The organism is Paenirhodobacter hankyongi (assembly GCF_003664585.1).
Classification (GTDB): domain Bacteria; phylum Pseudomonadota; class Alphaproteobacteria; order Rhodobacterales; family Rhodobacteraceae; genus Rhodobacter; species Rhodobacter hankyongi.
This window is the reverse complement of the sequence record NZ_RCHI01000020.1, coordinates 47,887-70,742: the sequence shown is the minus strand read 5'-3', so window position 1 is coordinate 70,742 and position 22,856 is coordinate 47,887. Positions and strand designations below refer to the sequence as shown.

Below are 22,856 nucleotides of genomic sequence, written 5' to 3'. Positions count from 1 at the left end.
ATCCCAGCGTCAGCGGCACGAAGAGGAAGTGATACAGAGCCGTCATCGCAAACTGAAGGCGCGACAGCTCCACAATACCAAAATCCATCCGTCGTCTCCCATTCCTTGCCTGTCGCGGGGGGATGCCTCCGCGAAAGATGCATGCAGGCGAAACATTTCCCGCGGATGCATCATATGCGGGCATTCCTTTCCCTCTCCTTGACCGGGATCAAAGAGACGTAAGGTCGCAGCCCTGCGGATTTCCGCAACTCCGCGGCAGGTGGGACAGTATGCCTCAGGCGTGACCGGGAACTGTCAGCGAGACGGAGCGAGTCGCCGCGCCCGCATCGGCGTTGCGGTGGCTGACGACCAGGAACCCCGACTCGGGCGCGAAGGCGCGCAGGCCCGACAGCATCGCGGCGGCGGTGGCCGGGTCGAGCCCCTCGGTCGGCTCGTCGAGAAGCAGCACATCGGCGCGGCGCAGCGCGGCGCGGGCGAGGACCAGGCGGCGCGCCTGTCCGCCCGACAGGCCCGCGCCGCCGGGGCCGAGGCGGGTCGCCAGCCCCTCGCGCGCGCGCAGCACATCGGCGAGCGCCACGGCCTCGAGTGCGGCCCAGGCCTCGGCCTCGGGCAGGACGGTGCCGGCGGGCAAGGCAAGGGCCAGGTTCTCGGCGACGCTGCCCGCGATCAGCGCCGAGCGTTGCGGCACCAGCGTCAGATGCGCGCGCAGGTCGGCCTCGGGCCAGGCGGCGAGGGGGGCGCCCAGCAGCCGGATCTCGCCCGCGGTCGGCGCGATCAGCCCGGCAAGGGTGGCGAGCAGCGTCGACTTGCCGGCGCCCGAGGGGCCGGTGAGCAGCACCATCTCGCCGCGCGACAGGCTCAGATCGAGCGGGCCGAAGGTGTCGCGCGCGGCGCCCGCGCGGTGATGGCGCAGGGCGGTGACCTGCAGCAGCGGCGCCGCCCGATCGGGGCGCGGCGCGGGGGCCGCGGGCTTGGGGCGGGGCGGCGTGTCGCTCAGCGCGGTGACGCGGGCGCCCGCGGCCTGCATCCGGCCGAGCTCGGCGAGCCCCCGGCGCAAGAGCGCCAGCGTTTCGCCAAGCGCGAGCGCGGTGAAGACGCCGATCGCCGCACGCGCCGGGCTGATCGTGCCGGCGGCGGCGAGCGGCCCGCCAAGGGCGAGCGCCACGGTGGCGGCAAGCCCCGTGGTCAGCGCGATCGCCGCACTGCCCTGACGCTCGGTCGTCTCGAGCCCGTCGCGGGCGCGGGCTTCGGCGCGGATCGTGTTGGCCAGCCCCGCCTCCTGCCGGGCAAGGGCGCCGGCCACGGCCAGATCGGCGCGGCTTTGGGCAAGGTCGAGCGCCTGCGCGCGCAGCGATTGCAGCGCGGCCTCGGTGGCCTCGGACCGGGCGCGGGCATGGCGCAGGGTGAAGACAAGCGCCACGCCGCCGCCCAGCCCGAAGGACAGAAGCACCCCCCAGGCGACGGCCGGCGCGACGAGGACCCACAGCGCGACGAAGGCGCCCGCCTGCACCGCGACCGCCGAGACCGCCGGCAGCACAAGGCGCAAGAGCAGCCCGTCGAGCGCGTCGACATCCGAGGTCAGCCGGTTCAGCGCCTCGGCGCCGCGCAGGCGGGTCTGGGCCTCGAAGGGCAGGCGGGTGATGCCGGCGTAAAGGCCGAGCCGCAGCGCAGCGAGCGCGCGCAGCGTCGCGTCATGGGTCAGCATCCGCTCGCCATAGCGCGCGCCCGAGCGGCCAAGGGCAAGGAACCGCACCCCGGCCGAGGGGCGGAAGAAATCAAAGCCGATACCGATCCCGGCGATGCCGGCCGCGGCGGCGGCGGTGACGAACCAGCCAGAGAGGCCCAGAAGCGCCGCGCCCATGGCAAGCACGGTGATGCCAAGCGCCAGGCCGCGCAGGAAGGCCACGGGCTCGGCCTTCAGCAGGCGGCGGGCGATGTGCAGAAGCGGTCTCATGCGCCCCCCTCCGCCGTCATCGGCAAGACCCGGTCCATCGCCGCCAGAACCGCGGGGTCGTGGCTTGCCACGATCAGCGCCGCGCCGGTCGCGCGCAGGGCCAGCAGCCCCGCCAGCACCGCCTGCGCCGTCTCATGGTCAAGGTCGGCCGTCGGCTCGTCGGCAAGGATCAGGCTGGCCTTCGCGGCATGGGCACGCGCGATCATCAGCCGCCGCGCCTCTCCGCCCGAGACGCCACCGCCGAGATCGCCAAGCCGCGCAGAAAGCCCGCCGGGCAGGGCCGCGACGATGCCTTGTGCCTGTGCCGCGGTCAGCGCCGCGTCGAGGTCGCCCGCGCGGCCCAGCATCAGCGCCTCGCCGAGCGGCGCGTCGATGAAGCGCGGCGCCTGCGGCAGCCAGCCGATGCCGGCGCGGATCGCGTCGGCGGTGCTGTCCGAAAGCACGGTCTCGCCCCAGCGGATCTCGCCCGCCTCGGGGCGGATCAACCCGGCAAGCGCGGCAAGGAGCGTCGTCTTGCCCACCCCCGAGGGGCCGGCGATGGCCAGCGCCTCGCCGGGCCGCACCGCGCCATCGGGCGGGCCGAGCCGCGCCGCGCCCGGGCCGGGCGACAGCACCAGCCCGCGCCAGGAGAAGGGGGCGGGCGGCAGCGCCGCGGCCGGTGCGCCGTTCCCGAGGATCGTGCCCGAGGCGGCGATCGCGGCCTCGGCCGTCTCGATCTCGTCGGCGACGGCAAGGGCCGAGGCGCGGTCGTGCCAGGCGGCGGCCAGATCGCGCAGCGGCTGGAAGAACTCGGGCGCGATCATCAGCAGGAAGATCCCGGCCTCGGGCGACAGCCCGCCCCAGCTGCCGAAATTCAGCTCGCCCAGCAGTGCGAAGCCGACATAGACCGCGACCATCGCCACGCCGAGCGCGGAAAAGAGTTCGAGCACGGTCGAGGACAGGAACGCCACCGCCAGCACCCGCATCGTGCGGGTGCGCAGATCGTCCGAGGCGGCGGCAAGGTCGGCGCCGGCCCGCGCCTCGGCGCCCAGAAGCCGCAGATCGGCCACCGCGGCGATGCGGTCGACGAGCAGGGTGTTGAGCGTGCCGATCTCGGCCATCTGCCGCTGGGAGGCGTCGCGCGCGGCCATGCCCACGAGCGCCATGAAGACCGGGATCAGCGGGCCGGCGACCAGCAGCACCAGCGCCGCGGCCCAGCTGAAGGGCAGGGTGAGGGCCAGAAGGACCAGTGGCACGATCCGCACCCGGGCCATCGCCGGGCTGTAGCGCGCGGCCCAGGGGGCAAGCATCGCGACCTTCTCGGCGGCAAGGCTGGCAAGCTCGGCCGGGGCGGGGCTGCGGGCGCGGGCGTCCTGCCGTGAGGCAGCGCCGATCAGCCGGTGCCGGGTGCTTTCGACGAGCGCCGTCGCCGCACGCTGTGCAAGTGCTCCGGCGCGGGCATCCAGCAGCGCGCGCAGCGCGGCGAGCGCGAGGAACCCCGCCGCGGCAGCCAGTGGCGACAGCCGCTCCGTGCCGCTGATCAGCCCGCCAAGCGCCAGCGCGACCAGTGCCGCCTGCGCCGCCCAGAGGAGTTCCGCGAGTGCCGAAAGCGCGCCAGCGCGACGCAGTGCGGGCGTGGCCGGGGCGGCAAGGCGGGTCAGCGCGGCATCGGCGCGGCCGGGGTTCGCGGCGGGCGGTTCATCAGTCTGGGGCATGTCTTCGGTCGCGTTTCCTTCGGGCAGAGCTAGGGGCGCGGAGGCGGGTTCGGCAAGGCGCGGGGCGAAGATTGCCCGTTCCGGCAAGGGGCAGTGTTCATCATTTTTCTCAAGATGGCGCCATAACACATTGAATGATAATGAAATATATTCACTTCACATATCCCGCGCGCGAAAACGTCGCACCCGGACATTCAGGCGCCCGTGGGGGCGAGATCGGCCAGCGCCTCGGCGCTCTGGCGGGCGGCGGCGCGGGCCTCGGCCTCGGCCGCCTCGACGCTCAGCGCATGAAAGCGCAGCATGGCGCCCGTGGGGATCTGCGCCAGCCGGCCGAGGTCGGGGGTGATGACCGTGGCGATCTTCGGAAAGCCCCCGGTCGTCTGCCGATCCGCCATCAGCACGATCGGCCGGCCCGAGGGCGGCACCTGCACCGAGCCCATCAGCGTGCCGTCCGAGGTGATGTCGTGGCCCCGCGCCGCGGGCAACGCCGGGCCCTCGAGCAGCATCGCCATGCGGTCGCGCTGTGCGCTGACGGCATAGGGCGCGCCGAGGAAACGGGCCAGGATCTCGGGCGCGAAGGCGTCGTCCTGCGGCCCGAGAACCACGCGGATCGGGCCGTGACGGGGGCGCAGCGGGCGGGTCAGGCGGCGCGGCAGGGCGCCGGGTTCGGGGCCGAGGGGCAGCGTGTCGCCGGGGCGCAGCGCGCGGCCCTCATGCCCGCCGATCGCGCTGCGCAGATGGGTGGCGCGGGCGCCCATCACCAAGGGCGTCTCGATCCCGCCCGAGACGGCGAGATAGCCCCAGACCGCGCCGCGCAGGGCGCCGACGGTCAGCTCCTCGCCCGCCCGCAGCCGGGCCGAGCTCCAGGGGGCGAGGGGGCGGCCGCCCGCCTCGGCCCGCATCTCGCCGCCGGTGAGGGCCACCAGCACGTCGCGGCTCGCCCGGAACCGGCCGCCGGTCAGCGCGAATTCGAGTGCCGCCGCCCCGGGCGCGTTGCCGACAAGGGCGTTGGCGGCGGCGAAGGCCGCGCCGTCCATCGGCCCCGAGGCCGAGACGCCAAAGCGCAGGAAGCCGGTGCGGCCGCGGTCCTGCACGGTCATCATCGGCCCGGCGGCGAGGATCTCGAGCGTGCCGGTCATGCGGGTGTCTCCGGGTCGAAGAGGATCTCGCCGCGGCGGGCGCGGGCGGCGAGCGCGTCGAATTCGGCCTCCCCGATCCGGCGCAGGCGCAGCCGGTCGCCCGGGGCCAGCAGGCAGGGGCGGGCGCGGCGCGCATCGAAGAGCCGCAGCGGCGTCTGCCCGATGTAGGACCAGGCACTGGGCGCGGCGACGGAGTTGACGCTCGCCTGCCCGCCGCCGATGCCGAGCGCGCCTTCCGGCACGCGCTGGCGGACCTCGGCGCGGCGCGGGGTGGCGAGCGCCGCGGGCAGGCCCGAGAGATAGGCAAAGCCCGGGGCGAAGCCGATCATCGCCACGCGGTAGGCGGCGCCGAGGTGGAGCGCGATCAGCGCGTCCTCGGCCATCCCCTTCTCGGTGGCGAGGCGGGCGAGGTCGAGGCAGGCGGGGCCGCCATAGAAGACCGGGATGCTGCGCAGCGCGCCCTCGACCGCGCCCGGGCGCAGCGCGGCGATGCGTGGGATCAGGGCCGCGCGCAGCGTCGCAAAGCCCGTCACGCACGGGTCATAGCTCAGCGTCAGCGAACGATAAGTGGGCAGCGCCTCGCGCAGACCGGGCAGAGGGGCGGCCTCGAGATCGGTGGCCAGCGCGAGCGCCAGGGCATTCGCCCGCGCCTCGATCCCCGGCGCGAATTCGACCGTCAACGCCGCATCGCCACAGGGCAGGAAGCGCGGCGCCGGCGGGTTCAGAACCACTGCCCGGGCTCCATCAGCCCGAGGTCCATCAGCTGCTGGCTGTGCCAGGTGAAGGGCACCGAATTGTACCAGCGGAAATCGGCGATGTCATAGGTCGAGCCGGGGTTGAACTTCAGCGCCTTCGCCACCCGGAACGAGGCGATCGCCGCGGTCAGGTTGTGGTGCCAGGGGCAGGAATAGGTGTTGTATTCCTCGTCGTTGAAGGTGTTGTCGCGGCGCAGCTCCAGCCCCGGCCGGGTGCGGAAGAGCGCGATCCGGTCGATCTTGCGCCGCTTCACCGGGATGTGCTCCTCGAAGCGCCAGCGCAGCCCGCCGAAGAAATCGAGCTGACGCTCGCGGGCGTGGCCGGTGGCGGGATCGGGGCGGGCAAGCGCGTAATAGCCCGCCCGGTCGAGCATCGCGTCGCGCAGGTTCACCGCATTCGGGTTCTGTGCGAGGTCCGGCGCGTAGAGGTCGACGACATAGGTCAGCATCGAGCGGCGCCGTTCCTCGGTGTGGAAGGCCAGCAGCTCCTGCACGCTGCGGGTCTCGCAGAACGGGTGGAACAGGTATTCCGCATTGTAGCAGTAATACATCCAGGTATCGGCGGGCGCTGCGGCGATCACCGGGTTCACGGTTTCGGTCAGCGCACCGGGGCGGTGCATGTCGCGCGGGATGCGGTGGATCTTGGCCGCCAGATCCTCGGGCAGCACCAGCCGTTCGGGCGCGAAGACCAGAACCGAGCGGAACCCGGCCTTCAGGTGGTGGCGGATCGTGCTTTCGGCCTCGACCAGATCCTCGACGAGGATCAGGGCCACCGGCCCCTTGGCAAGGGCGGCCGTCCCCTCGGCCAGGAATGCGTCAAGCGAAGCGTAATTCATGCCAGTCCCCGGATTTTGCGCGAGGATCGGGCAAGGGCCGGGGGAATGCAAGACGGGGAATGGCGGGGAAAGCGGCGCGCAGCGGTTGCGGGGCGGGGGGATTCTGCGCTATCGGGCGGGTCTGAAACGCGGGGGATCGCCATGTCGGACGCGCCGAAGAAGCTGCACATCAAGACCTACGGCTGCCAGATGAACGTCTATGACAGCGAGCGCATGGCCGAGGCCATGGGCACGCAGGGCTATGTGCTGACCGACGATCCGGCCGAGGCGGACATGGTGCTGCTGAACACCTGCCACATCCGCGAGAAGGCGGCCGAGAAGGTCTATTCCGACCTCGGCCGGCTGCGCCCGTTCAAGGAGGCGAAGCCCGGGCTGAAGATCGGCGTCGCGGGCTGTGTCGCGCAGGCCGAGGGCGAGGAGATCATGCGCCGGATGCCGCTCGTCGATCTGGTCGTCGGCTCGCAGAACTATCACCGCCTGCCCGAGATGGTCGCCGCCACCGCCCGTGGCGAGCGCCCCGTCGACACCGAATTCCCGGTCGAGGACAAGTTCGACAAGCTGCCCGAACGCCCCGCGACCGGCCGCCCCACCGCCTTCCTGACGGTGCAGGAAGGCTGTGACAAGTTCTGCGCCTTCTGTGTCGTGCCCTATACCCGCGGCGCCGAGGTCTCGCGCCCGGTCGCCCGCATCCTGGCCGAGGCCGGGAAGCTGGTGGCGAAGGGGGTGAAGGAGATCACGCTGCTTGGCCAGAACGTGAACGGCTATCACGGCGAGGGCGCGGACGGGGTCTGGGGCCTTGGCCGGCTGGTGCGCGAGCTCGCCCGGATCGAGGGGCTCGAGCGGATCCGCTACACCACCTCGCATCCGAACGACATGGCCGACGACCTGATCGAGGCGCATGGCGCCGAGCCGAAGCTGATGCCCTATCTGCATCTGCCGGTGCAGTCGGGCGCGGACCGGATCCTGAAGCTGATGAACCGCCATCATACCGCGGCGGAATACCTGCGGCTGATCGAACGCATTCGCGCCGCGCGGCCCGACATCCTGCTCAGCTCGGATTTCATCGCGGGCTTCCCCGGCGAGACCGAGCAGGACCACCGCGACACGCTCGCCCTGATCGAGGAGGTGGGGTTCGGCGCCGCCTTCTCGTTCAAGTATTCGCCGCGCCCGGGCACGCCCGCGGCCGAGCGCGCGGGCGTCGACCCCGAGGTTGCCGACCGGCGCCTGCACGAGCTGCAGGCCCTCATCACCCGGCTGCAGCACGAAAGCCAGGCCGCGATGGTCGGGCGCGAGGTGGGGGTGCTGTTCGAGAAACCGGGCCGGCTGCCGGGGCAATGGGTGGGCAAGTCCGACTACCTGCAGGCGGTGCATGTGACGTCGGAAACGCCGCTGCAGGGGGCTCTCGCGAAAGTGAGAATCACCGCGAGCGGCCCGAACTCGCTGGCGGGCGTTCTGCTCTGATCCGCCTGGCGGGCGGCGGACATCGTTTCCATGATTGCCTGCAGCCCGTCTCAACGGCGGATTTGTTGCGGGAAACCCTACAATATATGGGTTTAATTGCTTTCAAAGCCGCAGGGTTTTGCTATTGTAAGCGCCATATTTGGTTAATGGCCCGCTGGACGGGCCCCATTTGCGATGAGGAGGCGGAAGCGGCGATGATGACTCTCTCCAAGGCCGTGAAACCGGCGATTGCGTCTTTCGGGGTTGCGGCGCTGGCACTGGCCATGATCTCCGGTTCCGCTTCGGCCCAGCAGACCAACGCCGGCCGCGCGGAACGCTATGTCCCGACCATCTGGATCGACCCCGACGGCTGCGAGCACTGGGCGATGGATGACGGGCTCGAAGGCTACATGGACGCGCGCAAGACCCGCGACGGCCGCCCGGTGTGCCACCGCGACGTCTGCGGAGTGCTGCAGACCGATACGCTTTTCGCCACCGGCAGCGCGAAGATCACCGCCACCGGCCGCAACTATCTGGAAAACTTCTTCCGCACCGCGCAGGCGCGCAGCTTCATCATCACCGGCCACACCGACAGCCGCGCCTCGGATGAATACAACATGCAGCTGTCGAAGAACCGCGCCGAGGCCGTGGCGGGCGTTGCCCAGTCGATCGGCGCGCCGGTGCTTGCGGTGAACTGGTATGGCGAGCGCTGGCCGCGGGCCACCAATGCCACCGCTGCCGGCATGGCGCAGAACCGCCGCGTCGAAGTGATCTGCGTGAAGTGAGGAGACGGGACATGAAAGCGATCAAAATCCTCCTGCTCCTCGGTGCCGCGGCCGGGCTTGCCGCCTGCGACGTCGCCGAACCTTCGGACAAGGGCTGGGACCGCAACATCGGCGGCGCCAAGCACCTCAGCCAGCTCAAGGCCGGCGTCTGGATCGACCCGGAAGGCTGCGACCACTGGATCATCGACGACGGCGCCGAGGGCTACATGACCGCCCGCGTCGACGATTACGGCAAGCCGATCTGCTCGGGCGCCGGCCCTGCCTCGACCGCGGTCGGCCCGTTCAAGTCGGGTGGTGAGATCGGCGACCCGGTCCGGCCGTCGAACTATCAGTAAGCATTCGCCCAAAAAACAGGCAAATGAGCCGTGGGGTCCCTCCCACGGCTCATTTCTTTGCAGTTTTGTGAAATTTTCGCAGGCACATGCTGAAAAACGAACCAGCGCTTGCGTGACTCGGGGGGGAGAGGCACCATATCTTTACCAAGCCAGCCAAGGGAGACGTTATTGGGCTTCAGCGCGATCTCACCCCCGCCTCGTTCTCAGGACAGCTTCGAAGCACTCCTGGAGTTTCCGGACAACCGCCTGCTGATCGGGCTGTGCGGCGAGTTCGACCGCAACCTGGCGCAGATCGAGCACAAGCTCTCGGTGCACATCCTGCGGCGCGGCAACCAGCTTGCCATCGTCGGCACCCCAGAGGCGCAGATGCAGGCGACCGGCATCCTGCACCACCTCTACCAGCGCCTCGAACAGGGCAAGGCGGTTGACGCCGGCGAAGTCGATGCGGCGATCCGGATGGCCGATCTCGGCAATGCGGGGATGACGGTGGACGAACAGCTCGAGATGTTCGCGGCGGGCAAATACGAGATCCGCACGCGCAAGAAGCAGGTCGAGCCGCGGACCGAGGCGCAGAAGGCCTATGTGAAGGCGCTGTTCGAGAATGAACTGGCCTTCGGCATCGGCCCGGCCGGCACCGGCAAGACCTATCTCGCGGTTGCCGTCGGCGTCACCATGCTGATCGGCGGCCATGTCGACAAGATCATCCTCTCCCGTCCCGCCGTCGAGGCGGGCGAGCGTCTCGGCTTCCTGCCGGGCGACATGAAGGAGAAGGTCGATCCCTACATGCAGCCGCTCTATGACGCGCTGAACGACTTCCTGCCGGCGAAGCAGATGCAGAAGCTGATGGAGGAGAAGCGGATCGAGATCGCGCCCTTGGCCTTCATGCGCGGCCGGACGCTGTCGAATGCCTTCGTCGTGCTCGACGAGGCGCAGAACGCAACGACGATGCAGATGAAGATGTTCCTCACCCGTCTCGGGCAGGGAAGCCGCATGGTCATCACCGGCGACCGCAGCCAGATCGACCTGCCGCGCGGCGTGCCCTCGGGCCTGCAGGACGCCGAGCGCATCCTTGATGGCGTGCGCGGGATCTCGTTCAACTACTTCACCGCCTCGGATGTGGTGCGCCACCCCCTTGTGGCGCGGATCATTGACGCCTATGACCGCGACGATGGAGCCGCTGGTTGACATTCTGATCGAAGAGCCACGCTGGGAGGAGATTGACCTCCCGGCGCTGGCAGAGCGTGCCGCGCGCGCCGTTCTGGCCGATCAGGAGATCTCGCCCGACGACTGGGAGATCAGCCTGCTCGGCTGCGACGACGCGCGCATCGCCGTGCTGAACGCCGAGTTCCGCGCGAAGCCCACCCCCACCAATGTGCTCAGCTGGCCCGCCGAAGATCTTGCGGCGGAAGACGAGGGCGAGGTGCCCGAGCCGCCCGAGCCCTTCCTGCCCGGCGAGCGTGACAGCCTTGGCGACATCGCCATCGCCTTCGAGACCTGCGCGCGAGAGGCGGCCGAGGGCGGCAAGACGATGGCCGATCACGTCACGCACCTGATCGTGCATGGCGTTTTGCATCTTCTCGGTTACGATCACGTGCGCGAGGGCGATGCCACCTTGATGGAATCCACGGAAGTGCGCATTCTTGAAAAGATGGGCATTGATGACCCATATTTGGCATGATGCGGCAATTTTCGCCGCGTGATCTGGAAAGGTACGATGGAACACGCCGCTGACGGAGCTCTCTCCGCCAACGCCCCTGCGTCGGATGCCGACGCGGGCGACAGTTCCGAGCCGCACTCGCGCGGCTTGCTGGGACGACTCTTCGAGGCGCTTGGCGCCTCCACCCCCGACAATGACAGCGAGGCTCCTGCCACGCCCGCGCCTGAAACCGCGGCGGCCGCCGGTCTGCCGGGCATCGGCAACCTGCGCCGGATGCGTGTGGGCGACGTCGCGATCCCCAAGGTCGAGATCGTCGCGGTGCCGGAGGGCATCACCCGCGACGAGCTGGTGGCGGTGTTCCGCGAGCAGGGCTATTCGCGCCTGCCGGTGTTCAAGGACACGCTCGACACCCCGCTTGGCCTTATTCACCTGAAGGACCTTGCACTGGAATACGGCTTCGGTGCCGCCTCGAGCCGGTTCTCGGTGAAGAAGCTGCTGCGCCCGCTCCTGTTCGTGCCGCCCTCGATGCCGATCGGGGTGCTGTTGCAGAAGATGCAGGTGCAGCGCATCCACATGGCGCTGGTGATCGACGAATATGGCGGCGTCGACGGGCTGGTCACGCTCGAGGATCTGATCGAGCAGGTGATCGGCGAGATCGAGGACGAGCATGACGAGGCCGAGGGCGGGTTCTGGAAGCTCGAGAAACCCGGCCAGTGGGTGGTGCTGGCGCGCGCCCCGGTGAAGGATTTCGAGGCCGAGATCGGCATGACCCTCGCCGACCCCGAAGAGGAGCAGGAGATCGACTCGATGGGCGGTCTCGTCTTCATGCAGATCGGCCGGGTGCCGGCGCGCGGCGAGGTGATCAAGGGCGAGAACGGCGTCGAATACGAGATCGTCGATGCCGATCCGCGCCGGATCAAGCGGTTGCGCGTCCGCCTGCCGGGCGTAGCGCCGGCGGAGTGACGCGGACGCGATGAGCCTGCGCTGGCCTGCCTTCCTGCGTGCCCCGTGCCGCCCGTCCTGGCGGGCGCTGGCCCTGGCCGCGCTTCTGGGCGTGGGCGTCGCGGCGGGGCAGGCGCCGCTCGGCGCGTGGTTGGTGGCACTGCCGGCGGCAAGCGGGCTGCTGGCACTCGCCGCCAGTTCGCGCGCCGGTTGGATCGGCTTTGCCGGCGGCTTCGGCTATGCCGCCGCGGCGATGTTCTGGATCGTCGAGCCGTTCATGGTCGAACCCGAGGTCTATGGCTGGATGGCGCCCTTTGCGCTCGTCTTCATGGCGGCGGGGATGGGCGCCTTCTGGGCGCTTGGCGCGGGGCTTGGCGCGCGGCTTGGCCGTGGCAGGACCGGCCCGCGGGTCGTGGGCGTCGCAGTGGGGCTTGTCGCCTCGGATGCGCTGCGCTCCTACGTCTTCACCGGATTTCCCTGGGTGCTCTTCGGTCATCTCTGGATCGGCACGCCGGTCGCGCAGGCGGCGGCTTTCGTCGGCCCGATCGGGCTGAGCCTGTTGACGCTGGCGTTGGCCGCTGCGCCCTGGCTGGCGCGGAGCCCGCGCGGGCGGGCCTTGGGGACGGGCGTCGCGGTCGTGGCGCTTGCCGGCCTTTGGGCTGGCGGCACCGCGCGGCTGGCGGCGCCTGAGGCGCCGCGCGATCCGCCGGTCAATCTGCGCCTCGTGCAGCCGAACGCGCCGCAGGCGCTGAAATGGCTGCCCGAATACCGGCTGCAGTTCTTCTATCGTCATCTCGATCTGACCGCCGAGGAACCCGCGCCGGGCAAGCCGCGCCCCGATCTGGTGATCTGGCCCGAGACCGCGGTGCCCTTCTTGCTGAACGACCCGGGTGCCGGGCTGAAGATGGTGGCCGAGGCCGCGGGTGGCATTCCCGTCGCGCTTGGCATCCAGCGCGAGGAGGGGCGGCGCTATTACAACAGCCTTGCGGTGATCGGCGCCGACGGCAGCGTCGGGCGGGTCTATGACAAGGTGCACCTCGTGCCCTTTGGCGAATACATGCCGCTTGGCGATCTGGCGGCCGAATTCGGCATCGCCGCCTTCGCCGCGCAGGAGGGGAACGGCTATTCCTCGGGCCCGGGCGAGCGGCTTCTCGACCTTGGCAGGCTCGGCCGGGTCGAGCCGCTGATCTGCTACGAGGCGGTTTTCCCGCAAGACATCCGCCGGGTGCCGGCGCGCCCCGACTGGCTGATGCAGGTGACGAACGACGCCTGGTTCGGCGAGCTCTCGGGCCCCTGGCAGCACCTGGCGCAGGCACGGCTGCGCGCGATCGAGTTCGGCCTGCCGCTGGCGCGCGCCGCCAACACCGGGGTCAGCGCGATGATCGACGCGAAGGGCCGGGTGACGGACGAGCTTGGCATGGGCGTCGAGGGGGTGATCGACGCGCCCCTGCCGCCGGCGCTCCCCGAGACCCTTTATGCACGCACCGGCGACGCGCCGGTGATGGCGCTGCTTGCGCTGCTGGCCGCGCTGATTTTCCTTGCGGCCCCCAAATGGCGCGTTGACCTCGCCGCCCGCCGGGTCTAGGCAAGCTTATCGAACCGCTCCAACGGCTTCCTGACGGAGCGGGGATTTACCAATGGAGCACTTCCCCATGGCACGACAGAATTACGTGTTCACTTCCGAATCCGTTTCGGAAGGACACCCCGACAAGGTCTGCGACCGCATCTCGGATGCAGTGCTCGACGCGCTGATCGCCGAGGAGCCCAATGCCCGCGTCGCCTGCGAGACATTCGCCACCACCAACCAGGTCGTCGTCGGCGGCGAGGTCGGGCTGTCGGACAAGTCGAAGCTCGCCGAGTTCATGAGCCGCATCGACGGCATCGTGCGCGATTGCGTCAAGGACATCGGCTACGAGCAGGACAAGTTCCACTGGGCGACGCTGAACTTCGCCAATTACCTGCACCCGCAGTCGGCCCATATCAGCCAGGGCGTCGACAAGGACGGGGCGGGTGACCAGGGCATCATGTTCGGTTACGCGACCGACGAGACCGCCGAGCTGATGCCGGCGCCGATCCTCTACAGCCATGCGATCCTGCGTCGCCTCGCCGAGGTGCGCAAATCGGGCATCGAGCCGACGCTCGGCCCCGATGCGAAATCGCAGCTGTCGGTGCGCTACGAGGGCGGCCGCCCGGTCGGCGTGACCTCGATCGTGCTCTCGACCCAGCACAAGTATGAAAGCCAGAGCTCGGCCGACATCCGCGCGATCGTCGAGCCCTATATCCGCGAGGTCCTGCCCGAGGGCTGGATCACCGACAAGACCGAATGGTGGGTGAACCCGACGGGCACCTTCGTGATCGGCGGGCCGGATGGCGACGCGGGGCTGACGGGCCGCAAGATCATCGTCGACACCTATGGCGGGGCTGCGCCGCATGGCGGCGGGGCCTTCTCGGGCAAGGACCCGACCAAGGTCGACCGCTCGGCCGCCTATGCGGCGCGCTACCTTGCCAAGAACGTCGTTGCGGCGGGGCTGGCGAAGAAGTGCCTCATCCAGGTGAGCTATGCGATCGGCGTGGCCAAGCCGCTGTCGATCTATGCCGATACCTATGGCACGGGCGAGGTGCCCGACGAGGAGATCGAGCGCATCGTTGCCGCCTGCATGGACCTGACGCCGCGCGGCATCCGCACCCATCTCGACCTGAACAAGCCGATCTATGCCCGCACCGCGGCCTATGGCCATTTCGGCCGCGCGCCCGAGGCGGATGGTGGTTTCAGCTGGGAAAAGACCGACCTGACCGAGGCGCTGAAGAAGGCGCTCTGATCGGGGCAGAAGGGAATGGAAAAGGCCGGGCAGGGCGCCCGGCCTTTTTCGTTTTCCGCGGTGCCCGCAGGCGGGGGCTCAGGCCTCGACGACGAATTGCGCCGCGATCACCTGCCAGCCGTCCGCCGCCAGGCCGAGCGTCGCGCACAGGATCGCGCCGATGCGGCCGGCGTCGGTGCCGTCGGCATTGACGATGCCGCTCAGCACGAAGCGCTGCATCAGCACCACCGCCTCGCTGCCGGCCGGGCGGATCTTCGTCTTGCCGGTGACGAGGCGGGCGCGGGCGAAGGCGCCGGCCAGCTCGCCCGCGAACAGCTCGGCGATCTCGGCGCGGCCCTCGGCGAAACCGCCGGTCAGGCTGAGGAAATCGGCATCGGCGGCGAAGAGATCGGCCAGCGCGCGGGCGTCATGCGCCCCCCAGGCAAGGGCGAAGGCGCGCGGCAGCTCGTCGGGACGGGCCAGGCTCATGCGGCATCCTCCGGCCCGGGCACGATCTTGCCGGGGTTGAGCAGCCCCTGCGGATCGAGCGCCGCCTTGAGCTGCCCCATCACCTGCCAGGCCGCGGCATGCTCGGCCGCCATCAGCCCGCGCTTGCCGGCACCGATGCCATGTTCGCCGGTGATCGTGCCGCCCATCTCGAGCGCCATGTGGGCGAGGTCATGCGCGACCTCCTTCGCCTTCGCGAGCTCGCCCGCATCGTCGCGCCTGAGCAGCAGGATGGCGTGGAAGTTGCCGTCGCCGACATGGCCGAGGATCGGCCCGACGAGGCCCGCCTTCGCGATCATCTCGCGGCCGCGCTCGACCGCCTCGGGCAGGCGCGAGATCGGCACGCAGACATCGGTGATGAGCCCCATGCTGCCCGGCCGCGAGGCAAGGCAGGCAAGATAGGCCTCGTGGCGCATCTTCCACAGCCGGTTGCGGTCCTCGGTGGTGGTCGCCCACTGGAAATCGGCGCCGCCCATGTCCGCCACCACCTCGCCGAAGCGGCGGCTGTCCTCGGCCACGGTGGCGTCCGAGCCGTGGAACTCGATCATCAGATGCGGTTTCTCCGGCAGGTGGGTGCCGTTGATCGCGTTGAAGATCCGCGCGATCTCCTCGTCGACGAATTCGATGCGCGCCATCGGGATGCCCATCTGGATCGTCGTCTGCACCGTCTCGACCGCGGCCTCGAGCGTGTCGAAGGCGCACACGGCGGACGAGATCGCCTCGGGCTGGCCGTGCAGGCGCAGCGTGAGTTCGGTGATCAGCCCGAGCGTGCCCTCGGCCCCGAGGAAGAGCGCGGTGAGGTCATAGCCCGAGGCCGATTTCGCCGCGCCCGATCCGGTGCGGATCACCCGCCCGTCGGCCAGAACCACCTCGAGTGCGGCCACATTGTCGCGCATCGTGCCATAGCGCACCGTGGTCGTGCCCGAGGCGCGGGTCGAGGCCATGCCGCCAAGCGTCGCATTCGCGCCCGGATCGACCGGGAAGAAGAGGCCCGTCGCGCGCAGCTCGGTGTTCAGCTCCTCGCGCGTCAGGCCGGGCTGAATCCGCACCAGCCGGTCCTCGGCGGACAGATCGACGATGCGGTTCATCCGGGTGAAGTCGACGCAGATGCCGCCCTTCAGCGCCAGCGCATGGCCCTCGAGCGAGGTGCCCGCGCCCCAGCCGGTGACCGGCACGCCCTCGGCCGCGCAGATCTTCATCAGCGCCGCGACCTCTTCGGTCGTCTCGGGATAGACCACTGCGTCGGGCGGGGTCAGCGGGAACCAGGCCTCGGAATGGCCATGCGCCTCGCGCTCGGGCCGGGTCTGCGTGAACCGCGTGCCAAACAGCGCCTCAAGCGCCGTGATCGCCGCTGCGAGTGCCATCTTCACCTCCGCGAAATCCAAATCCGGCTCCGTCTTATGACGTTGCGACGCCCGAAGAAAGAGGCGGGGAAAAATCATGCGCGGCAGACCGCTCTTTGTCCCCGATCAAGGTTTGTGTCACCTTCCCGCGCTAGAAGCGGGCGAAAATGCCGCGGCGCAGCGTTGCGGTTGCAGAAACTCCGGTCTCCGCACACAGTCGGGACTGGCGAACAGATCGAAAGGAATGCGCGATGATTCTGGAAAGCCGGATGTGGGACGAGCTGCAACCGGGCACGAGCGCCGAGCTGCGCCGCCTGTGCACCGCCGATGACTTCTATGTCTTTGCTGCCGCCTCGGGCAATTACAACCCGCTGCACCTGGCGGGAGAGGATGGCGACGGCGACGGCAAGCGCGAGGCGGTGGCGCCCGGCATGTTCGTGGCCTCGCTGATCTCGGCGGTTCTGGGCAATTTCCTGCCCGGCCCCGGCACGCTCTACAAGACCCAGACCCTGACCTTCCATTCCCGGGTGATGGAGGGCGAGGAACTGATCTCGCGCGTCACTGTCACCGCGAAGGACCCCGACGGCAGCATCACGCTGCGCACCGAGGTGCGCCGGGTCGGCGATGACGCGCTGGTGGTCGAGGGCGAGGCGACGGTGCAGGCGCCGCCCGCCAAGCTGCGCTTCGAGGAGATCGAGGTGCCCGGCCTGATCGTGCAGCGCCACCGCCATTTCCAGGCGCTGCTCGAGGTCGCCGAGGGGCTGCCCGAGCTTGACACGGCCGTCGTCTGCCCGGTCGAGGAACATGCCCTTGATGGCGCGCTGATCTCGGCCGAGCGCAAGCTGATCCGGCCGATCCTGATCGGCAATGGCGCCAAGATGGCGCGCGCGGCGGCCAGCCTTGGCAAGTCGCTCGACGCCTACGAGGTGATCGACGTGCCGACCGATGCGGCGGCGGCGCGGCTCGCTGTCGATCTGGTGAACCAGGGCCGGGCGAATGCGATCATGAAGGGGCATCTGCACACCGACGACCTGTTGCACCCGATGCTCGACAAGGCGACGGGGCTGCGCATCGGGCGCCGCTTCACCCATGTCTTCGTGATGGACGTCCCCGGCGTGGCCCATCCGCTGCTGGTCACCGATGCGGCGATCAACATCGCGCCCGACCTCGCGACCAAGGTCGACATCGTGCAGAACGCCATCGACCTGGCGATCTCGCTGGGCATCGAGGTGCCGAAGGTCGGCGTACTGTCGGCGGTCGAGACGGTGAACCCGGCGATCCCCTCCTCGATCGATGCGGCGCTGCTGTCGAAGATGGCCGAGCGCGGCCAGATCAAGGGCGGCGTCGTGGACGGGCCGCTCGCCATGGACAATGCCGTCGACATCGGCGCGGCGCGCACCAAGGGGCTGCGCGGCGCGGTTGCGGGCCATGCCGAGGTGCTGGTGGTGCCGGGCATCGACTCGGGCAACATGCTGGCCAAGCAGCTCGCCTATATCAGCCATGCCGAAGGGGCGGGGCTGGTGCTGGGCGCCAAGGTGCCGGTGATCCTGAACTCGCGCTCGGACAGCGCGATGGCGCGGCTGGCCTCGGCGGCGGTCGCGGCCATTCACCACAACCGGGTGAAGGGGGCGGCGAAATGACCACGCGCGCGATCCTGACCGTCAACTCGGGCTCCTCCTCGCTCAAGCTTGGGCTCTTCACCGAGGAGCTCGAGACCCTCGCCATGTGCCACGTCGACCGCATCGGCCGGCGCGAGGCGGCGATGAAGATCCGCGACGCGGCGGGGCGCAATCTGCCGATGCCGGAGCACGCACCGACCGCTTTCCGCACCAACGGCGCCGCGCTGCGCACCGCGCTCGAGGTGTTCCAGGCCGACTTCCCGGGGCTCGAGGTGATCGCCGTCGGCCACCGCGTGGTGCATGGCGGGGTGAAGCACGCCGAGCCGCTGCGCCTGACCGAGGCGACGATGAAGGAGCTGGCCCGTCTGGCCCCCTTCGCACCGCTGCATCAGCCGCACAACCTTGCCGGTGTGCGTGCCGCCGTCGACACCTTCCCCGGCGTGCCGAACATCGCCTGTTTCGACACCGCCTTCCACCGCGAGCATCCCTTCGTCAACGACACCTACGCGCTGCCGCGGCGGTATTACGAGAAGGGCGTGCGGCGCTATGGCTTCCACGGGCTGAGCTATGACTACATCGCCGGCGAGCTGGCCCGGACCGAGCCTGCGCTGCACAAGGGCCGGGTCGTGGTGGCGCATCTGGGCTCCGGTGCCTCGATGTGCGGGATGAAGGGCGGCCATCCGATCGACTCCACGATGGGGTTCTCGGCGCTTGACGGGCTGCCGATGGGCACCCGCACCGGGCAGATCGACCCGGGCGTGCTGCTCTATCTGATGGACACCGACGGGCTCGACAGCCACGGGCTGTCCGAGCTGCTTTACAAGGAATCCGGCCTGCAGGGGCTGTCGGGGGTGTCGAACGACATGCGCACGCTCGAAAGCTCGGACGATCCGCATGCGCAGGAGGCGATCGACTATTTCTGCTTCCGCATCCGGCGTGAACTCGGCGGCATCGCGGCGGCGCTTGGCGGCATCGACGGGCTCGTGTTCTGCGGCGGCATCGGCGAGAATTCGGCCAATGTCCGCGCCCAGGTCTGCGAGGGGATGGAGTGGCTGGGCATCACCCTCGATGCCGAGAAGAACGTCACCCATGCGCGCGAGATCTCGACCGGCAAGACCCGGGTTCTGGTGATCCCGACGAACGAGGAAATCGTCATCGCCCGCGCCGCGGCGCATGTGCTGGAAACGCTCTGAGCTTACGGGCCCGGAAACCGGAAAGGGCGGGTCTCCCCGCCCTTTTTCACATCTTGCTGCCGCGGGTCACAGTGGCGCGCAGGCCGCCTCGAGCCAGGCACGGGTGGGGGCGCTCACCAGCGGTGCGACGCGGGCCAGCACCTCGGCATGATAGCCGTCGAGCCAGGCGCGTTCCTCCGTGCTCAGCATCTCGGCGACGATCAGCCGGCGATCGATCGGAACCCAGGTCAGGGTGCGGAAGCACAGATGGTCGCGCCCGTCGCCAAGCTTCGGCGCCTCCTCGATCAGCAGCAGGTTCTCGATCCGGATGCCGAAGGCGCCCTCGCGGTAATAGCCGGGCTCGTCCGACAGGATCATGCCGGGCGCAAGCGCCACGTCCGAGATCCGCGAGATCCGCGCCGGGCCCTCGTGCACGCAGAGCGCCGCGCCGACGCCATGGCCGGTGCCGTGGTCGTAATCGAGCCCCGCCTCCCACAGCGGTGCCCGCGCCAGCGCATCGAGATCGCGCCCGGCAAGGCCCCGCGGCCAGCGCGCGCGCGCCACCGCGATCATCCCGCGCAGCACGCGGGTGAAGGGGGCGCGGGCGTCGTCACGCACCGGGCCCACGGCCAGGGTGCGGGTGATGTCGGTGGTGCCATCGGGATATTGCGCCCCGGAATCGACCAGCAGCAGCTCGCCCGGGGTGACGGCGCGGTTCGTGCCCTCGGTCACCCGGTAATGCACGATCGCGCCGTTGGGGCCCGCGCCGCAGATCGTGTCGAAGCTGATGTCGAGCAGCACGCCGGTTGCGCGCCGGCAGTCCTCGAGCCGCGTCACCACGTCGATCTCGGTCAGCCCGCCCGTCGGCGCCTCGGCATCGACCCAGGCGAGGAACTCGGTCAGCGCCGCGGCATCGCGCAGATGCGCGGCCTCCATCCCGGCGACCTCGGCCGGGTTCTTGCGCGCCTTCGCGGCGATGCAGGGGTCTTCGCCCGCGATCGCCGGAATGCCCGCGGCCTCGAGCTGTCGCCACACCGCCAGCGGTGCCGTGGCCGGATCCACCTGCACCGGACCCGCCAGATCGGTCAGCGCCTCGCCGAAGGCGTCGAAGGGGGCCAGCCGCACTTCGGGGCCGAGATGGGCCAGAAGGGCCGCGTCGAACTTGTCGGGGTCGGCGAACAGCGCCAGGCCGCCTGTGCTGTCGAGCAGCGCGAAGGCCTGCACCACCGGGTTGCGGGGGATGTCGGCGCCGCGGATGTTCAACAGCCAGGCAATCGAGTCGGGCAGCGTCAGCACCGCGGTGCGTGCGCCGCCGGAGGCGATCGCGGCGCCAAGGCGGCGACGCTTGGTGGCGCTGTCCTCGCCCGCGAATTCGGCCGGGTGGATGCGTGCGGGGGCGCGCGGCGGGGCAGGGCGGTCGGTCCAGATCGCGTTGACGAGGTTGCGGCTCTCGACCAGCGTGATGCCAGATCCGGCCAGCGCCTTCGCCAGCTCCTCGATCTCGCGGCGGGTGTGCAACCAGGGATCGAAGCCGACGGCGCCGCCCTGCGGCATCTGCTCGCGCAGCCAGGGGCCGGGTTTCACCTCGGGCCAGGGCACCGGGGTGAAGGCGCCAAGATCGACCTCGGCGCGGACCTGCACGCGGTAGCGGCCGTCGATGAACACCCCGGCGCGATCGGCCAGCGCGATGCAGAAGCCCGCCGAGCCGGTGAAGCCCGTCAGCCAGCCGAGCCGCGCGTCGCTTTCGGCGACATATTCGCCCTGAAACGCATCGGCGCGCGGCACGATGAAGCCGTCAAGTCCCGCGCGCCCGATCTCGCGGCGCAGCGCGGCCAGACGCACGGGCCCGTTCGCGGGCGAGGATTTCGCGGAAAATTCCTGAAACATCAGCGTGCTGCCCGAGCCATGCCGAAGACGCGGGCGCGCGCCCGCGGGTCGCTGTCGAACAGGCTTGCCAGCTGTTCGGTCATCGCGCCGGCCAGCTGCTCGACATCGGTGATCGTCACCGCGCGCTGGTAATAGCGGGTCACGTCATGGCCGATGCCGATCGCGATCAGCTCGACCGCGCGGCGCTTCTCGACCATCGCGATCACGTCGCGCAGATGCTTCTCGAGGAAGACCGCGGGGTTGACCGAGAGCGTCGAATCGTCGACCGGCGCGCCGTCCGAGATCACCATCAGGATCTTGCGCGCCTCGGGGCGGGCGAGCATCCGCTTGTGCGCCCATTCGAGCGCCTCGCCGTCGATGTTCTCCTTCAGCAGGCCTTCCTTCATCATCAGCCCGAGGTTCGAGCGCACCCGCCGCCAGGGCGCATCGGCCGATTTGTAGATGATGTGGCGCAGGTCGTTCAGGCGGCCGGGCTGCTGCGGGCGGCCCTCGGCCAGCCACTGCTCGCGGCTCTGCCCGCCCTTCCAGGCGCGGGTGGTGAAGCCGAGGATCTCGACCTTGACCGAGCAGCGTTCGAGCGTGCGCGCCAGCACATCGGCGCAGATCGCCGCGATCGAGATCGGCCGGCCGCGCATCGAGCCCGAATTGTCGAGCAGCAGCGTCACCACCGTGTCGCGGAATTCGGTGTCCTTCTCGACCTTGAAGCTGAGCGGCATCGTCGGGTTCGCCACCACGCGGGCCAGCCGGCCGGCGTCGAGGATGCCTTCCTCGCGGTCGAATTCCCAGCTGCGGTTCTGCTGCGCCTGCAGTCGCCGCTGCAGCTTGTTCGCCAGCCGCGACACCGCGCCCTTCAGCGGTTCGAGCTGCTGGTCGAGATAGGCGCGCAGCCGCTCGAGCTCGACCGGCTCGGCCAGATCCTCGGCGCGGATCTCCTCGTCGAAGGCGGTGGTGAAGACGCGATAGTTCGGATCGGCCTGCGAAGCCGCGGGCGGCGCCGGCGGCTCGGGCGGGGCATCGGCGGGCATGTCGATTTCCTCGCCCAGCTCGTCTTCCGAGACCGAGTCGCTGCTCACCGCGCTTTGCTGCTGGTCCTGCGTCTGCTCCTGCGAGCTTTCGGCGCTGGCCTCGCTGTCGTCCTGCTCGCTCTGCTCCTGATCCTGGCTTTCGCCGTTCTCGTTCTCCTCGGCCTCCTCCTCGGGTTCGGCCTCGTCGTTCATCTCCTCGTCGGGATCTTCGCCAAGCTGATCGCCATAGCCGAGATCGGCGATCACCTGGCGGGCAAGCTTCGCGAAGGCCGCCTGATCGGCCAGCAGGTCGCTGGTCTGGGAAAGCGCGTCGCCCGCCGCCTCCTCCATGAACGGCCGCCACAGGTCGAGCACATGCTCGGCCGCCGCCGGCAGCTTGCGCCCGGTCGCCATCTCGCGCACGAGGTATCCCGCCGCCACCGCCAGCGGCGCCTCGGCGCGCGAGCGGATCTGCGCATAGCCCTTGCGCTCGGCCTCATGCGCGATCTTCGCGTCGATATTGGTCAGCGTGCCCGGCATCTCGCGCGCGCCAAGCGCCTCGCAGCGCGCCCCCTCCATTGCCTCGTAAAGCGCCCGCGCCATGTCGCCCGTGGGCAGGTAGCGCGCGCCGAGCGCGTCGTCGTGGTGACGCCGGCGCAGCGCCAGCGCATCGCCGGTGCCGCGTGCCAGCATGATCTCGTCGCGCGTCATCCGCCGGCTGACCTGCGGCAGGCGCATCTGGTCGCCCGAGACCCCCGAAGGGTCGACGGAATAGCTCACCGTCAGCTCGGGCGCGTCGGCGAGCGTCTTGGTCGCCTCGGCGAGGGCTTTCTTGAAGGGATCGGCGGGGTTGTCGATGGGCTTGCTCATGGCTCAGGTAAAGCACCCCGCCGCCCCCTCGGCAAGGGATTTGCGGAGCCGCGGCACACCGCTGCCGGCGGGTTTTCCGCGCTGCACCGGATCGGTGCGGATCTGAACAGAACTATGTC

At 69.9% G+C, this 22,856-nt stretch carries 20 protein-coding genes and 1 riboswitch; of the genes, 10 read left to right on the top strand and 10 right to left on the bottom strand.

Features of this window, described 5'->3' with window-relative positions; translation table 11 throughout:
• The 6 genes from DYS74_RS18985 to DYS74_RS16530 all read right to left on the bottom strand — a co-directional run.
• Window positions 1-184, bottom strand: a 184-nt coding sequence (locus DYS74_RS18985) for a cytochrome ubiquinol oxidase subunit I (protein ID WP_245965320.1), incomplete at its 3' end; no start/stop codon positions are given.
• Between the two features lie 90 nt (window positions 185-274).
• Entirely contained in the window at window positions 275-1,954 is a 1,680-nt protein-coding gene (cydC, locus tag DYS74_RS16550; protein ID WP_121534775.1) for a thiol reductant ABC exporter subunit CydC, read from the bottom strand.
• The gene (locus tag DYS74_RS16545; protein ID WP_121534774.1) at window positions 1,951-3,648 is read right to left on the bottom strand and encodes an ABC transporter ATP-binding protein/permease; all 1,698 of its coding nucleotides are present in this window, start codon (window positions 3,646-3,648) and stop codon (window positions 1,951-1,953) included. The genes cydC and DYS74_RS16545 overlap by 4 nt, the downstream gene beginning before the upstream one ends.
• Window positions 3,649-3,842: 194 nt before the next feature.
• Entirely contained in the window at window positions 3,843-4,787 is a 945-nt protein-coding gene (locus DYS74_RS16540) for a 5-oxoprolinase subunit C family protein (RefSeq protein ID WP_121534773.1), read from the bottom strand.
• A complete protein-coding gene (locus DYS74_RS16535; RefSeq protein ID WP_245965319.1) occupies window positions 4,784-5,518 on the bottom strand; it encodes a 5-oxoprolinase subunit B family protein in 735 nt (244 codons plus the stop codon). The genes DYS74_RS16540 and DYS74_RS16535 overlap by 4 nt, the downstream gene beginning before the upstream one ends.
• Window positions 5,509-6,378 carry a hypothetical protein gene (locus DYS74_RS16530; protein WP_121534772.1) on the bottom strand — a complete coding sequence of 290 codons (870 nt, stop codon included), beginning with the start codon at window positions 6,376-6,378 and terminating at the stop codon, window positions 5,509-5,511. Before DYS74_RS16530 ends, DYS74_RS16535 begins: the two co-directional genes overlap by 10 nt.
• A gap of 141 nt (window positions 6,379-6,519) precedes the next feature.
• Between DYS74_RS16530 and miaB the strand changes: the two genes are divergently transcribed.
• The 8 genes from miaB (at window position 6,520) to metK (ending at window position 14,356) form a co-directional block, all read left to right on the top strand.
• Window positions 6,520-7,839 (top strand): tRNA (N6-isopentenyl adenosine(37)-C2)-methylthiotransferase MiaB, encoded by a 1,320-nt coding sequence (gene miaB / locus DYS74_RS16525; RefSeq protein WP_121534771.1) that lies wholly within the window; start codon window positions 6,520-6,522, stop codon window positions 7,837-7,839.
• Between the two features lie 197 nt (window positions 7,840-8,036).
• Window positions 8,037-8,603, top strand: a complete 567-nt coding sequence (locus DYS74_RS16520; RefSeq protein ID WP_121534784.1) for an OmpA family protein — start codon at window positions 8,037-8,039, stop codon at window positions 8,601-8,603.
• A gap of 11 nt (window positions 8,604-8,614) precedes the next feature.
• Entirely contained in the window at window positions 8,615-8,938 is a 324-nt protein-coding gene (locus DYS74_RS16515; RefSeq protein ID WP_121534770.1) for a hypothetical protein, read from the top strand.
• A 168-nt stretch (window positions 8,939-9,106) separates the two neighbouring features.
• A complete protein-coding gene (locus DYS74_RS16510) occupies window positions 9,107-10,123 on the top strand; it encodes a PhoH family protein (protein WP_164880104.1) in 1,017 nt (338 codons plus the stop codon).
• Window positions 10,107-10,616, top strand: coding sequence for an rRNA maturation RNase YbeY (ybeY, locus tag DYS74_RS16505; protein ID WP_121534783.1), 510 nt, complete (start codon window positions 10,107-10,109; stop codon window positions 10,614-10,616). Before DYS74_RS16510 ends, ybeY begins: the two co-directional genes overlap by 17 nt.
• 36 nt (window positions 10,617-10,652) lie before the next feature.
• Window positions 10,653-11,558, top strand: coding sequence for a hemolysin family protein (locus tag DYS74_RS16500; protein WP_121534769.1), 906 nt, complete (start codon window positions 10,653-10,655; stop codon window positions 11,556-11,558).
• A gap of 10 nt (window positions 11,559-11,568) precedes the next feature.
• On the top strand, window positions 11,569-13,122 hold the full coding sequence (lnt, locus tag DYS74_RS16495) for an apolipoprotein N-acyltransferase (RefSeq protein WP_121534768.1): 1,554 nt from the start codon (window positions 11,569-11,571) through the stop codon (window positions 13,120-13,122).
• 11 nt (window positions 13,123-13,133) lie between these two features.
• Window positions 13,134-13,182, top strand: a riboswitch (SAM-SAH riboswitch).
• A 7-nt stretch (window positions 13,183-13,189) separates the two neighbouring features.
• Window positions 13,190-14,356, top strand: coding sequence for a methionine adenosyltransferase (gene metK, locus DYS74_RS16490; RefSeq protein WP_121534781.1), 1,167 nt, complete (start codon window positions 13,190-13,192; stop codon window positions 14,354-14,356).
• Window positions 14,357-14,434: 78 nt separating this feature from the next.
• Here the strand turns inward: metK and DYS74_RS16485 are convergent, their stop codons facing one another.
• On the bottom strand, window positions 14,435-14,824 hold the full coding sequence (locus DYS74_RS16485) for an SgcJ/EcaC family oxidoreductase (protein WP_121534767.1): 390 nt from the start codon (window positions 14,822-14,824) through the stop codon (window positions 14,435-14,437).
• Window positions 14,821-16,206: an FAD-binding oxidoreductase gene (locus tag DYS74_RS16480; protein WP_121534780.1), complete on the bottom strand. Its 1,386-nt coding sequence runs from the start codon at window positions 16,204-16,206 to the stop codon at window positions 14,821-14,823. Before DYS74_RS16480 ends, DYS74_RS16485 begins: the two co-directional genes overlap by 4 nt.
• A 230-nt stretch (window positions 16,207-16,436) precedes the next feature.
• On the opposite strand from DYS74_RS16480, the gene DYS74_RS16475 reads away from it, so the two are divergent.
• Together DYS74_RS16475 and DYS74_RS16470 are read left to right on the top strand one after the other, a co-directional pair.
• The gene (locus tag DYS74_RS16475; protein ID WP_121534766.1) at window positions 16,437-17,825 is read left to right on the top strand and encodes a bifunctional enoyl-CoA hydratase/phosphate acetyltransferase; all 1,389 of its coding nucleotides are present in this window, start codon (window positions 16,437-16,439) and stop codon (window positions 17,823-17,825) included.
• Entirely contained in the window at window positions 17,822-18,997 is a 1,176-nt protein-coding gene (locus DYS74_RS16470) for an acetate/propionate family kinase (protein WP_121534765.1), read from the top strand. The genes DYS74_RS16475 and DYS74_RS16470 overlap by 4 nt, the downstream gene beginning before the upstream one ends.
• Before the next feature lie 66 nt (window positions 18,998-19,063).
• Here the strand turns inward: DYS74_RS16470 and DYS74_RS16465 are convergent, their stop codons facing one another.
• Complete coding sequence (locus DYS74_RS16465) at window positions 19,064-20,863, bottom strand: aminopeptidase P family protein (protein ID WP_121534764.1); 1,800 nt, start codon at window positions 20,861-20,863, stop codon at window positions 19,064-19,066.
• On the bottom strand, window positions 20,863-22,737 hold the full coding sequence (cobT, locus tag DYS74_RS16460; protein WP_121534763.1) for a cobaltochelatase subunit CobT: 1,875 nt from the start codon (window positions 22,735-22,737) through the stop codon (window positions 20,863-20,865). The genes DYS74_RS16465 and cobT overlap by 1 nt, the downstream gene beginning before the upstream one ends.
• Window positions 22,738-22,856 lie beyond the last annotated feature (119 nt).